The 12,798-nt window shown below is 73.6% G+C and carries 12 protein-coding genes; 6 read left to right on the forward strand and 6 right to left on the reverse strand.

Translation table 11 applies throughout. The features are described from left to right. Window positions 1–13 precede the first annotated feature (13 nt). Window positions 14–664, forward strand: coding sequence for a C39 family peptidase (locus RM555_RS07975; RefSeq protein WP_311411114.1), 651 nt, complete (start codon window positions 14–16; stop codon window positions 662–664). Between the two features lie 169 nt (window positions 665–833). On the opposite strand, the gene RM555_RS07980 is transcribed toward RM555_RS07975, so the two are convergent. From RM555_RS07980 to RM555_RS08005, 6 genes are all read right to left on the reverse strand, one after another. Continuing rightward, complete coding sequence (locus tag RM555_RS07980) at window positions 834–1,499, reverse strand: hypothetical protein (RefSeq protein WP_311411115.1); 666 nt, start codon at window positions 1,497–1,499, stop codon at window positions 834–836. A 148-nt stretch (window positions 1,500–1,647) separates the two neighbouring features. Further along, on the reverse strand, window positions 1,648–2,898 hold the full coding sequence (locus RM555_RS07985; RefSeq protein WP_396888715.1) for a snapalysin family zinc-dependent metalloprotease: 1,251 nt from the start codon (window positions 2,896–2,898) through the stop codon (window positions 1,648–1,650). Between the two features lie 54 nt (window positions 2,899–2,952). Continuing rightward, complete coding sequence (locus tag RM555_RS07990) at window positions 2,953–3,429, reverse strand: hypothetical protein (protein ID WP_311411117.1); 477 nt, start codon at window positions 3,427–3,429, stop codon at window positions 2,953–2,955. A 149-nt stretch (window positions 3,430–3,578) separates the two neighbouring features. Beyond that, window positions 3,579–5,228, reverse strand: coding sequence for a ribosomal protection-like ABC-F family protein (gene abc-f, locus RM555_RS07995; RefSeq protein WP_311411118.1), 1,650 nt, complete (start codon window positions 5,226–5,228; stop codon window positions 3,579–3,581). A gap of 222 nt (window positions 5,229–5,450) precedes the next feature. Beyond that, window positions 5,451–6,548 carry an SRPBCC family protein gene (locus RM555_RS08000; RefSeq protein WP_311411119.1) on the reverse strand — a complete coding sequence of 366 codons (1,098 nt, stop codon included), beginning with the start codon at window positions 6,546–6,548 and terminating at the stop codon, window positions 5,451–5,453. 120 nt (window positions 6,549–6,668) lie between these two features. Next, window positions 6,669–7,868, reverse strand: a complete 1,200-nt coding sequence (locus RM555_RS08005) for an RtcB family protein (RefSeq protein WP_311411120.1) — start codon at window positions 7,866–7,868, stop codon at window positions 6,669–6,671. 471 nt (window positions 7,869–8,339) lie between these two features. Here RM555_RS08005 and RM555_RS08010 point away from each other — a divergent pair, with 471 nt between their 5' ends. From RM555_RS08010 to RM555_RS08030, 5 genes are all read left to right on the forward strand, one after another. After that, window positions 8,340–8,795 (forward strand): helix-turn-helix domain-containing protein, encoded by a 456-nt coding sequence (locus tag RM555_RS08010; RefSeq protein WP_311411121.1) that lies wholly within the window; start codon window positions 8,340–8,342, stop codon window positions 8,793–8,795. After that, window positions 8,788–9,204, forward strand: a complete 417-nt coding sequence (locus RM555_RS08015) for a DUF4180 domain-containing protein (protein WP_311411122.1) — start codon at window positions 8,788–8,790, stop codon at window positions 9,202–9,204. The genes RM555_RS08010 and RM555_RS08015 overlap by 8 nt, the downstream gene beginning before the upstream one ends. Before the next feature lie 43 nt (window positions 9,205–9,247). Further along, window positions 9,248–10,438: a spore photoproduct lyase family protein gene (locus tag RM555_RS08020; protein WP_311411123.1), complete on the forward strand. Its 1,191-nt coding sequence runs from the start codon at window positions 9,248–9,250 to the stop codon at window positions 10,436–10,438. 22 nt (window positions 10,439–10,460) lie between these two features. Further along, window positions 10,461–11,243 carry an alpha/beta hydrolase gene (locus RM555_RS08025; RefSeq protein ID WP_311411124.1) on the forward strand — a complete coding sequence of 261 codons (783 nt, stop codon included), beginning with the start codon at window positions 10,461–10,463 and terminating at the stop codon, window positions 11,241–11,243. 486 nt (window positions 11,244–11,729) lie between these two features. Beyond that, window positions 11,730–12,779 carry a dipeptidase gene (locus RM555_RS08030; protein WP_311411125.1) on the forward strand — a complete coding sequence of 350 codons (1,050 nt, stop codon included), beginning with the start codon at window positions 11,730–11,732 and terminating at the stop codon, window positions 12,777–12,779. Window positions 12,780–12,798: the final 19 nt, after the last annotated feature.

Below are 12,798 nucleotides of genomic sequence, written 5' to 3' on the forward strand. Positions count from 1 at the left end.
AGGTGCTGCCATCATGCGTACCGACATCCTGCGTAAGACCGCCCTGACCGCTGCCGGCCTCGCCTTCACCGGCGGCGCCATCGCCGGCCCCGTCACCACCGCCCTCGCCGCCCCCACCACCCCGGTGTCGGCCACGGTCGCCCAGGACCGCAAGGGTGGCGAGCGCGAACTGGGCGTGCGCTACGAGGCACAGCCCAACTTCTACTACTGCGGCCCCGCCGCCGCCCGCAACGCCCTCAGCGTGCAGGGCAAGAACATCGACGTCGACGGCATGGCCCAACGCATGGGCACCACCGAAGCCGGCACCAACTCCATCAACGACATCACCCCCATCCTGAACAAGGAAACCGGCAAGGACGCCTACCAGTCCGTCGAGATCCCCGACGCCAAGGCCGACGACAAGCAGACCGACAAGCTGCGCGCCGACATCGTCACCGCCATCGACGAAGGCCACGCCATCGTCGCCAACATCGCCGGCACCGCCACCGACACCGACGGCACCACCCACTCCTTCGAAGGCGGGCACTACATCAGCGTCGTCGGCTACCGCGACAACGGCAACACCGTCACCATCGCCGACTCCGCCAACCCCAACCAGGCCTCCTACCGGATGAGCGTCGACAACCTCGCCGACTGGATCGCCACCCGCGGCTACACCGCCTGACCCAACAACGGCACACCACCGCACTACAGCGACACACACCACCCAGCGACAACGACAAGGGCCGGCCCCACCACATGGGGCCGGCCCTTTCGTCGTGCCGTGCCGCGGGCTCGCCCGCCCTGCCCGGTCCCGCCCAGCGTGGTGTCCACCGCCGCCACCCGTACCCGGCTCAGGACCGGCGGTTGCGCTCCTGGCTGAGCCGCTCGTCGAGCCGGCCGAGTTCGTAGATCGCGTTCAGTTCCGTCGGCAGGTGGGTCACGTTGTCGGCCACGGGCTCGTCGTCCGGCCCGGGGGCGGGGGTCGGCGGGCTGGCCGGGCCGGCCAGGCCGGTGGCCGCGGCGGCGGGCCGGCGCCGTCGGTGCAGGACGAACAGCACGGGCACCGCCAGGACGCCCAGCGCCAGGCCGTAGACCAGCCACCGGTCCGCTCCCCCCTCGCCCTCGCGTGGCGGGGCCGCGACCGTCGAGGGGGCGTCGGAGGCGGCACCCTGCCCGGGTGCGCCCGGCGCCTCGGCCTCCCGGTCGGCCGGTCGCCCGGCAGGCCGGTCACCGGCGGGTGCGGGCGCGGACGCACCCCCGGGGCTGGACGCGGGCGCGGACCGGCCCGGCGCCGCCGGGAGAGCCGGCGCGGCCGACGGGCCGGCCGGGGACGGGGCGGGCGCCGCCGAGCTGGACGGCACGGGCGTCGGGGAGGTCCCCGGGGTGGCCCGGCCGCCCCCCTTGAGCAGGTCGTCGACGACCTGCCCGACGCCGCCGAGCAGGTCACCGACCGGCCCGCCGGAGGCCGTCGGCGTCGGCGCGGGAGCGAGCGCCAGGGTCAGAGCGAGCGCGGCCACGACACGCATGGTTCACCTCGAGAGGGGGTCGATGTGCCAGGCACCGTACCGCACTCCGGGTGGTCGCCGCGTGACGCCCCGGCGGTACGACCGGGGCGACGACGCTACGGGGGACGCCGCACGCGGCGCCCCCCGTACCGGGGTGGGGTCAGGCCGGCAGGCCGCCGACCTGGGTGTTGATCCAGGTGCGGATGGACGGCAGGTCCACGTAGATGGACGGGCCGGTGGCGCAGGTGGAGTTGTTGTTGCCGGCCCGGCTGGTGGCGCCGATCAGGGCCCAGGCCCCGTTGATCCGGCGCACCTGGGGGCCGCCCGAGTCGCCGTAGCAGGCGCCCGCGTTGCCGTTGGTGTTGTTGGTGCAGATCTCGTACGGGCCGTTGATGCCGAGGCAGCGGCTGTCCGAGACGATCGAGGTGTCCAGCTCGTGCGCGACGGTGGGGGCGCTACCGCAGCCCCGGGGGGCACAGGTCTGACCCCAGCCGATGATCCGCGTGGCGGTGCCGACCGCGCCTGAGGTGGTCGGGATCGGCGCCGGGGCGTAGCTGACCGAGCTGGACAGCTGGAGCAGCTTCACGTCGACGCTCGGGTGGTTGACCGCCCGGACGACCGGGACGACGGTGCCGCCGCTGTTGCGGTAGATGCTGCCGACCCGCACCGAGGAGGGGGTCCCGCAGTGCTTGGCGGTGACCGCCCAGTTGGCCTTGATCAGCGTGCCGGTGCAGCCGGAGACGTACACCATCCACGGGTAGTTCTCGCTCGCCGGCCGGCCGTTGACCACCTGCGGCGAGATGTCGTCGGTGTCGTTCCACGTGAAGGTGCCGGTGGGCACCTCCGACGCGGCGAGACCACCGGCGAAGAGCTGGTTCACCCGGGACGCCTCGGCGGCGCTCGGGTACGCGTTGGTGCAGGAGACCGGCGCGCTGCTGCCCGACATCAGGTCGGAGCAGAGCCCGGTACGCCGGTCGGGCAGGCCGAGGATGTGGCCGAGCTCGTGGGTGGCGATGCGGGTGCGGTTGTAGCCCTGGTTGACGGCGGTCCAGCCCATCCAGACCCGGCCCGCGCCGAGGCTGGTGACCTGCGCGCGCGGCCAGCCGCTGTCGACGTAGATGGTGACATTGCCCGGCGTACGGGCGACCAGCTGGACGTTGCTGACCCGGCTGTTCCAGATGGCTGCGGCCTGGTCGAAGTTGGTGCGGAACTCGCCGGCCCGGCTCGCGTCGTAGTAGACGGTCCGGGCGGCGGACGCGCCCGTGTCGGCGGACGCGCTCGCGCCGGTGGCAACCTGCATTCCGGTTGCGGCCAGCACCGCCGCCAGCGCGGCGGTCGCCGCGTGCAGCAGTTGTCGTCGGAACATACACGCACTCCCTGGGTTGTCCGGCGGCGTGCCACCGCCAGTCATCGATGTACGTGAATGCTAGAGCCGGGGCCGCCGATATGCGGCATAACGGAATCGTCATACCGGCGACGCGGCGGCCCGCTCCACCGAACGGGCGGCCCGGCGAACGTCGCCGGCCGCCAGCGCGAACAGCGCGAGCGCGCCGGCGAGGGCCGCGTCCACCCCGATCACGAATCCCCGCTCCGACCCGGCCGGCGCCACGGCGACGCCGGCGGCAAGCGCCACCGCCGCCGCGATCGCCATGCCCAGGCGGGCCGACGCCTCCCACCGCACGGCCCACCGGCTCCCCGGCGACCGTCCCGCCGTGAGGCCCGCGCGCAGCTGCCACGCGGCGGCGGCGATGAGCAGCGCACCGAGCGCGCCGGCGGCCCCGATCACCAGCCACGGCACGGCGAACGCCCCCGCCCGCCCGGCGGGCGACGACACACCGCCCGCCGCGAGCAGCGCGAACCCGACCGAGAGCGCGACATGGACGAGGACCACCCGCGACAGACGACGTCGCAGCTCACTCAGCTCGGCAACGGGCATCGACACTGCCGCCTCCCCTGCTCGGGTATCACCCCGCATCGTGCCACGTCGGGTGCCACCCGACCCAGGGGTGACCGGCTGCACGCCTTCCTCGACGAGCGGGTCGCCGAGATGAGGAAGGAACCCGCCCACTCGGAGACCTTGACGGCCCCCGGTCACGACTCCGGCGCGAGGCCGGCGGGGGCGCCGGTCTCCCGCAGCCGGCCGTCGGCGAGCCGCAGCCAGCGGTCCACGCCGATCGCCGCGAGGAACCGTTCATCGTGGCTGATCACCACGAACGCCCCCTCGTACGCGTCGAGCGCGCTCTCCAGCTGGCCGACGCTGACCAGGTCCAGGTTGTTGGTCGGCTCGTCGAGCAGGAGCAACTGCGGTGCCGGTTCGGCGAACAGCACGCAGGCCAGGGTGGCGCGGAGCCGCTCGCCGCCGGAAAGCGCCCCGACCGGGAGGTGGGCGCGGGAACCCCGGAACAGGAAGCGGGCGAGCAGGGTCATCCGCTGCGCCTCCGGCATCGCGGGCGCGTACGCGGCGAGGCTCTCCGCGACCGTGCGGTCGAGGTCCAGCAGGTCCAGCCGCTGGGAGAGGTAGGCGATCCGGCCGTCGGCCCGCCTGGTCCGGCCGCCCTCCGGCTGCACGTCGCCGCTGACCACGCGCAGCAGGGTGGACTTGCCGGCGCCGTTCGGACCGGTGAGCGCGATCCGTTCGGGCCCCCGGATCGTGAGGTCGACGCCGTCACCGGCGAACAGGGCGCGCCCGCCGTAGCGGACCTGCATCCCCTCGCCGTGGAAGACCGTGCGACCGGCCGGAAGGCTGGTGCCGGGCAGTTCCAGCGTGATCCGCTGTTCCTCGCGTAGGGCACGGCCCGCCTCGTCGAGCCGGGCCTTGGCGTCGCCGACCCGCGCGGCGTGCGTCTCGTTCGACCGGCCCGCCGACTCCTGGGCGCCCCGCTTCATGGTGCCGGCGAAGATCTTCGGCAGCCCGGCGCTCTTCAGGTTGCGGGCGGCGTTGCCGGCCCGGCGCTCGGCCCGTTCGCGCGCCTGCTGCATCTCCCGCTTCTCCCGCTTGACCTCCTGCTCGGCGTGGCGGACGTTCTTCTCCGCGACCTCCCGCTCGGCGCGCACCGCCTCCTCGTACGCGGTGAAGTTGCCGCCGTAGGAGCGGACCTCGCTCCGGTCGAGTTCGAGGATGCGGTCCATCCGGTCCAGCAGCGCCCGGTCGTGGCTGACCAGCAGCAGGCAACCGTTCCAGTCCTCCAGCACGGCGTACAGCTTGCGGCGGGCGTCGAGGTCCAGGTTGTTGGTGGGCTCGTCGAGGAGCAGGATGTCGGGCCGCCGCAGCAGTTGCGCCGCCAGGCCGAGGGAGACGACCTGACCGCCGCTGAGGGTGTGCAGGGGCCGGTCGAGGGACACGTCGTCGAGGCCGAGCCGGTCCAGTTGGGCGCGGGTGCGCTCCTCGATGTCCCAGTCGTTGCCGATCGTGGTGAAGTGCTCCTCGTCGGCGTCCCCGGCCTCGATGGCGTGCAGCGCCCCGAGCACCGGGGCGATCCCCATGACCTCGGCCACGGTCAGGTCGCCGGCCAGCGGAAGGCTCTGCGGGAGATAGCCGAGCACCCCGTCGACGGTCACGGAGCCGTCGGTCGGCTGGTATTCGCCGGCGATCAGCTTGAGCAGCGTGGTCTTGCCGGCGCCGTTGGGCGCGACGAGGCCGGTGCGGCCGGCACCGACCGTGCAGGACAGCCCCTCGAAGACCGGGGTGTCGTCCGGCCAGGAGAAGGAGAGGCGGGAACAGATGATGTACGCGTCGGACATGCGGGGACCCTCGGGGTGACGTGGGCGCGCCGGGCGCCCTGGAGACGGGATTCGAAGACGACGGACCACGGCCACGGCGGCGGTCGAACGCCTGCCGCTGTCCGGGCACTTCCGGTGTCACCCGGAGATGTCGTCGTCACCCGCCACGTCTGGTCTCCCTGTCCCGATCACTCGCGCCCATCCTAACAGCGCGGCCCCGTGCCCCGGGTACGCGCGACGGCGTCAGAGGCCCGCGCAGGGGTTCTCGCCCAGCGAGCAGTCCTCGGGCGCCCTGGTGAGCTGGTCGACGTCGCGCACGGCGAACGTGAAGGTCCGCGAGCGGCCGGGCGGCACGGGCGGCCCGGTGAAGGTGACGACCTGCCCGTCGCGCCGGTGCTCCGCCCCGCTGACGTCGGTCAGGGAGCCGCCCTCGGCCAGCGTGACGACCACCGTCCAGCCGTCCACCGCCGCGCTGCCGGAGTTGTCGACGACCACCTCGCCGGTGAAGCCGAGCAGCCTCGTCGACACGGTCCGGTAGCGGGCGGTCATGGCGGGGGCCGGCGGCGCGATCGAGGTGGGCGTGCGCGAGGGCGTCGCCGAGGGGGTCGCCGACGGCGTCCGGCTCGGGCGGGACGGGGTCGGCGTGGCGCTGCGCGTGGGGCGGGCGGAGGGGGTCGCCCGCGGCGTACGACTCGGGGTGGCCGTGGCGGTCGGCGACGGCGTCGCGACCGGGCCGGCGACCGGGTCCGGCTCGGCGGGTAGGACCGCCCACGCCGCCGCCCCGGCGGCCAGCACGACGCCGGTCAGCCCCGCGACCAGCAGCGGCCAGCGGCGGCGCCGGGCGGCCGGCGCCGGCTCGTCGCCGACTACCTCGGTCACCGGCATCTCGGCGGTCATCCCGGGCTCACCCCGACTCAGGTCGACCTGCCGGAAGGCCAGCCAGTCGAGGATCGCCGGCAGGCGCCCCGTCAACGCCTGCCGGTAGGACTCCTCACGGCGCTCGCGCTGCTCGTCGTTCCAGCTGCCGTGCTCCAGCACCTCGCGGACCGACAGCCGGCACCCCTCGGCGGTGGGGGCGACGGCACAGGCCAGCCGGCTCCGCCGGCCGCCCTCGAGGCACCGCAACGCGATCAGCTCCGGCTCCCGCCGGTCGGTCACCTCCGCGTCGACGGCGGCGTCGAACCCGGGCAGACCGGCGGTGAACAGCAGCAGCCGGCCGCGCGACCCGGCCATCGGCTCGACCTCGGTGAACCAGCGGGCGAGCAGAGCGCGATCCGTCAATGCGTGCCACACCCGGTCCGCCGGGTGGAACAGGTCCACCTGCACGTCGATCTCGATCACGGCGCGACTCTACGGGTATCGATCGCGGCCCGCCCCGGACGGGGGGATCCCCCATTGTGCGCCGGCCGGGCCGCCGGGGTGGGCGACCGGCGCCCACCCCTCCGGGGCGCCGGTCGGCGGTCATCCCTTCACGCAGACCACCTGCTTGAGGTGCGCCACCACCTCGACCAGGTCCTCCTGCTGCGCCATCACCTGGGTGATGTCCTTGTACGCCCCGGGGATCTCGTCGACCACCCCGGCGTCCTTGCGGCACTCCACGCCGGCCGTCTGCGCGGCCAGGTCGGCGGTGCTGTACGTGCGCTTCGCCTGCGCCCGCGACATCCGCCGCCCCGCCCCGTGCGAGGCGGAGCAGTACGCGTCCGGGTTCCCCTTGCCCCGCACGACGTACGAGCCGGTGCCCATCGATCCCGGGATGATGCCCAGGTCCCCCCGACCGGCCCGGATCGCCCCCTTGCGGGTGACCAGCACGTCGACGCCGTCGTAGCTCTCCTCCGCCACGTAGTTGTGGTGGCAGCTGATCGGCTCGTCGTAGCCGACGTGCGGGAACTGCTCCCGTACCACCCCGCAGAGCAGGGCGAGCATGACCGCCCGGTTGCGCCGCGCGTACTCCTGCGCCCACCACAGGTCCCGGCGGTAGGCGTCCATCTCCGGCGTGCCGGCGAGGAACACCGCGAGGTCGCGGTCGGGCAGGTCGGTGTTGTGCGGCAGCCGCCGGGCGACCGCGATGTGCCGCTCCGCCAACTCCTTGCCGATGTTGCGCGAGCCGGAGTGCAGCATGAGCCACACCCGTCCCTCGTCGGCGCCGCCCTGCTCCAGGCAGACCTCGATGAAGTGGTTGCCTCCGCCGAGCGTGCCCATCTGCCGCTGGGCCCGCGTCTCCAACTGCGCCACCCTCCGGTCGAGGCCGGCGAACCGGCGCCAGAAGTCGTCCCAGCCGGCCTGCTCCAGGCCCCGCACCCGGCGCGGGTCGACCGGCTTCTCCCGCTGGTTGAACCCGACCGGGATCGTGGCCTCGATCGCCGAGCGCAGCCCGGCCAGGTCGTCCGGGAGGTCGGCGGCGGTGAGCGAGGTGCGCACCGCGGACATGCCGCAGCCGATGTCGACGCCGACCGCCGCCGGCGAGACGGCCTGCCGCATCGCGATGACCGAGCCGACCGTGGCGCCCTTGCCGAAGTGCACGTCGGGCATGACCGCGACGCCCTCCACCCACGGGAGGGCGCCGATGTTGCGCAGTTGCTGGGCGGCCTGCGGCTCGATGCCGTACGGGTCGGTCCAGACCCGGACCGGCGCGCGGGTGCCCGCGAGCGGGGTGTAGCTCATCGTCGTCTCCTCGTGTCGAGGGCTGGTCGCCGCCGTCGCGGCGGGACCGGGAGGGATCGGGTGACGTCGCCGGGGCGCGGCCGGGACGGGGGTGGACGGCGATCGGGGGGACGAAAAAGCCGCCCGGCCCCGGTGGGGTGGGCGGCTGCGCGTACGCGCCGGCGCTAGACGCGCCGCCACCCCCGTTGCCGCCCCTGTTCGGGACGGCGCCGCCCACAGGATCGTGTGCCCGCGACTAGCGGGGCACCACCGCGCGGCGTCGGCCACACGGCGTCGGTGCGGGCGCGCTGCGACACGGCGTACTCCCCTGGGTCGTCCACTTGACCTTGCGCCGATGACGGTAGGCGGGGCGGGACGGTGGCCGCAATGGATATTCGCGTTCCACCCGTCTACGCGCACCGGGTGGCGGGCACGACGTCCGCGTCACGGCTGCTTCCCCATCCTTCCCTGTCTGCACTAGAGTAGGGAACGATGAGTGAGGAAATGTACTCGGTCGAGCAGGTGGCCGAGCGGCTGGGCCTGCACGTGCGCACCGTGCGGGGCTACATCCGCGCCGGTCGGCTCAGGGCGGTGCGGATCGGCAAGCAGTACCGGATCGCCCGCGCCGACCTCGACGCGCTGACCGGTCGGCCGGCCCTCGCCCGTCCCGTCGGCGGCACGGCGGTGGAGGTGTCGAGCATTTTGCAGATCGACGGCGTCGACCGGGCCGCGGCCGACCGGCTGGCCACGCTCGTCCTGGCCGCGGCGAACACCACCCACCACCCCGCGCACCCGCTGCGCATCCAGACCGTCCACGACGAGGAGCGGAACCGCATGAAGATCGTGATCCTGGGCGGAGCCTCGGCCACCGCCGAGGTGCTGCACCTGGTCGACGCCGTGCTCGACGGCGACAACGTCCTGCTCACGGGGGAGGCCGGCGGTGCCTGACGTCATCCAGGAGCGGGCCGGGGTGCCGGTGCTGGTGTGCGACCCGGACGGGCCGCCGGTGACCACCGAGCAGGACGCGCTGGACCTGATCGGCTCGGCCTTCCTCGGCGCCCAGGTGGTTGCCGTGCCGGTGAGCCGCCTCGACGCCTCCTTCTTCTCCCTCGGCACCCGCTTCGCCGGCGAGGTCATGCAGAAGTTCGTCAACTACCGGCTGCGCCTGGCCGTCGTGGGCGACATCGGCCCGCACCTCGCGGCCAGTTCGGCCCTGCGCGCCCTCGTGCACGAGTCGAACCGCTCCGGCCACGTGTGGTTCGTCCCCGACCTCGACGCCCTCGACGCCCGCCTGGCGCCACCGCCGGGACCCGGTGGGGCCGCCGCCGGGCCGGGCGGGGCGCCGACGCGCGGCTGACCGCCCCGGGGTTGCCGGCGCGCGGGACGGGTAACCGGCGCGGATGAGGCCGGAGGCCGAGCCGGTGGACGTCGACGAGCCGCTGGCCGTCGACGTACCGCCCGCGCCGCACGACGCCAGCGGCGAGCGCGTGCCGACCCGCGACCTGGCCGGGCTGGCGCCGCCGGCGCGGCCGGCCCGGCGGTGGACGCCGCGCCGGGTGGTCGCCACGCCGGCCGCGCTGGACCACCCGCACGGCCGACGGATCGCCCGGCGGGTCGAGGCCCTGGGCATCGAGGTCGAGCGGCTGCGCGCCAACCGGCTCACCGGCGTCCGCGGGGCCACCGAGCGGGAGACGTACGCGCGGGCGAAGGCGACCATGGCGCTCGTGGTCAGCCCGCCGTCGCGCCGGAAGCTGCAACCCATCGCGCCCAGCGCGGACTGGCGCTTCGACCTGGCGGAGGGCTGCCCGGCCCACTGCCAGTACTGCTACCTCGCCGGCTCGCTGTCGGGGCCACCGGTGACGCGCGTGTACGCCGACCTGGACGACATCCTCGCCAGCCTGGCCGACTACGCCGGGCGGGGCACCGTGACCAGCCGCAGCGCCGGGCGGGCCGCCGAGGGCACCACCTTCGAGGCGTCCTGCTACACCGACCCGCTGGCCCTGGAGCACCTCACCGGCAGCTGGCGCCGGGCGGTGGAGCACTTCGCCGGCTGGGACGCCCCGGTGCAACTGCGCTGGACCACCAAGTACGCCGACGTGGACACGTTCGTGGGGCTGCCGCACGCCGGGCGCACCCGGGTCCGGTTCAGCGTCAACTGCCGCCCGGTCAGCGAGCGGATGGAGGGCGGCACGGCGTCGGTGCCGCACCGGCTGGCGGCGCTGCGCCGGCTCGCCCTCGACGGCTACCCGGTGGGGTTGACCGTCGCGCCGATCATGCCGCTGCCCGGCTGGCGGGAGCACTACGGCGAGCTGCTCGACGCGGTCGCGGGCGCGGTCGCCGGGGTGCCGGGGCTCGACCTGACCGCCGAGCTGATCACCCACCGGTTCACCCCGGGCAGCAAGGAGGTGCTGCTCGGCTGGTACCCGCGCACGAGGCTGGAGATGGACGAGTCCGCCCGCAGCCGCAGGTACGGCAGGTTCGGCGCGGTGAAGTACGTGTACCCGCGCGACACGATGGCCGAGCTGCGCACCTGGTTCGACCGCGAGCTGGCCGCCCGGCTGCCGGCCTGCCGGGTCCTCTACTGGACGTGAGGATCGGCTACGGTCGACGACCGTGGCCCTGATGCGTGTCGACTTCCACTCCGAGGTGCTCGGCCTCGGCACCTCCATGACCGTGATCCTGCCGCAGCACACCTCCTCGCAGGTCGGCATGTCCGGTGCCGCCCCGCAGGGCGACCCGCCCGTGCTCTACCTGCTGCACGGGCTGTCCGACGACGACACGATCTGGCTGCGCCGCACCTCGATCGAGCGGTACGTGGCGCCGCTCGGCCTGGCCGTGGTGATGCCCCAGGTCGGGCGCAGCTTCTACAGCGACGAGGAGCACGGCAACCGGTACTGGACCTTCCTCACCGACGAGCTGCCCCGGCTGTGCCACGGGTTCTTCCGGCTCTCGGCGCGTCGGGAGGACACCTTCGTCGCCGGGCTCTCGATGGGCGGCTACGGGGCGCTGAAGTGGGCGCTGCGCGACCCGGGCCGGTTCGCCGCAGCGGCGAGCCTCTCCGGGGCGCTCGACGTGGCCACCCGCCGCCACCATCCGACCGCGCCCCTCGACCCCGGCGTCTGGCACACCGTCTTCGGCGACCGCCCGGTGACCGGCACCGACGACGACACCCTCGCCCTGCTCGACGCGGCGGCGGGCGCCGACCTGCCCGCGCTGCGCGTCGCCTGCGGCACCGAGGACTTCCTGTACGAGGACAACCTGACCTTCGTGACGGCGGCCCGCGAGCGCGGTGTCCCGCTCACCGTGGACTTCTCCCCCGGTGCGCACGACTGGGCGTACTGGGACGCGAAGATCCAGGACGTGCTGGCCTGGTTGCCGCTGCGCGCCGGCGGCTGACCCGACCGGCCCCGGGCGCCAGCTGAGCGCCGGTGCCGGTGGCCGGGCGGCCCGGCGCGGGTGGCGCCGCTGGCGCGGGTCCTCGGGGGGGCGGCCGTGTCCGCGCTGTCGAGCTGCCCCGTCGATGAGACCAATCGTCACGGGCGGGTGCCGCCGCGCCACCGGGAGTCCGGGACGGCCGCCCTGCCCCGTCCATGGGGCAGGGCGACACAGCCCACTCCCCCTCACCTGACGGCACGTGCGACGGTCGCCCGGCTGGCGCGCGGGCTTCCCGCCGTCTCAACCCGCAGGACGTGCAGGATCCCGGCGGCCAGCAGGAAACTGTCCGTTTTGTTCCGCGATGCTCCTCTGTGGCGAGTCGCGATCCGTAAATTCGACGAAATTCGTCGCTCAGGCACCAATATTTGACGAGTTAGCCAGGATCTATGGACATGAACCGGCGGCACTCGTAGGGTCTCACCATCTTCCGATGATCCTGGAGATGATGTGAACACTGCCGTCACGGAAATTCCCGCCAACCAGGCGACCGAGCTGCACGCCGCCGCCACCGTGGTGGACGGGAGCACGGTCATCGAGCTCAGCGACGCCCACCTCGACCGGATCCGGCGAGGCGGCGTAACCGCTGTCAACCACACGGTCACCAGGCCGTACGCGGACACGGTCACCGCCCTGCGGGAGGTGAACCGGTGCCGCAGGTGGATCGACGAACACTCCGACGAGGTGCTGCTCGCACTGACCGTCGCCGACATCGAGCGGGCCAAGGCCGAGGGCAAGGAGGCCGTCATCTTCGGCCCGCAGGACACCGAGATGATCGGCGTCGACCTCGACCTGCTCGGCACCTTCTACGATCTCGGCGTCCGCATCCTGCAGCTGACCTACCAGCGGCAGAACCTGCTCGGCGCCGGCTGCGGCGAGGAGACCGACTCGGGCCTGACGCACCGGGGTCGCCGCTTCGTCCAGGCGATGGACGAGCTGGGCATCCTGGTCGACGTCTCGCACTGTGGCGAGCGCACCGGCCTGGACGCGATGGAGGCGTCCGCCAAGCCGGTCGTCGTCACCCATTCCTTCTGCGACGCGATGTCGCCGCACATTCGCGCCAAGTCCGACGGCTACCTGCGCAGCCTCGGCGAGCAGGGCGGCGTCATGGGCATCACCACCTTGTCAGGGTTCCTGTACTACCCGGAGGCCCCGTCCCGGCGTCCGGATCTGGCCCGCTTCGTCGAGCACGTCAGCCGCGTGGTGGAGGTGGCCGGCATCGACCACGTCGCGATCGCCACCGACTACGACGAGACGTGGACGGAACCGATGCGGATCGCGCAGCTGAAGTCCATCGCGCAGTCGAAGTCCAAGGAGCACCAGAACCTCCTCGGTGACTTCGGCTGGACCGAGCGCCGGGCGATCGGGATGGACGACGCCGCGGACTTCCCCAACTTCACCGAGGCGCTCCTGAAGGGCGGCTTCTCGCCCGCGGACGTGACCAAGATCCTCGGCGGCAACTGGCTCCGGGTCTACGGACAGACGTGGAAGCCGGCCTGACCTGTAAGTGCTGATCGTG

The organism is Micromonospora reichwaldensis (assembly GCF_031845925.1).
GTDB lineage: Bacteria > Actinomycetota > Actinomycetes > Mycobacteriales > Micromonosporaceae > Micromonospora > Micromonospora reichwaldensis.

Bases quoted from the DNA above. Each gene is read 5' to 3' on its own strand.
- RM555_RS07985 (WP_396888715.1), bottom strand. From the start codon at position 2,898: ATGACTGGCGGTGGCACGCCGCCGGACAACCCAGGGAGTGCGTGTATG.
- RM555_RS08010 (WP_311411121.1), top strand. From the start codon at position 8,340: ATGAGTGAGGAAATGTACTCGGTCGAGCAGGTGGCCGAGCGGCTGGGC.
- RM555_RS08005 (WP_311411120.1), bottom strand. From the start codon at position 7,868: ATGAGCTACACCCCGCTCGCGGGCACCCGCGCGCCGGTCCGGGTCTGG.
- RM555_RS08020 (WP_311411123.1), top strand. From the start codon at position 9,248: ATGAGGCCGGAGGCCGAGCCGGTGGACGTCGACGAGCCGCTGGCCGTC.
- RM555_RS07975 (WP_311411114.1), top strand. From the start codon at position 14: ATGCGTACCGACATCCTGCGTAAGACCGCCCTGACCGCTGCCGGCCTC.
- abc-f (WP_311411118.1), bottom strand. From the start codon at position 5,228: ATGTCCGACGCGTACATCATCTGTTCCCGCCTCTCCTTCTCCTGGCCG.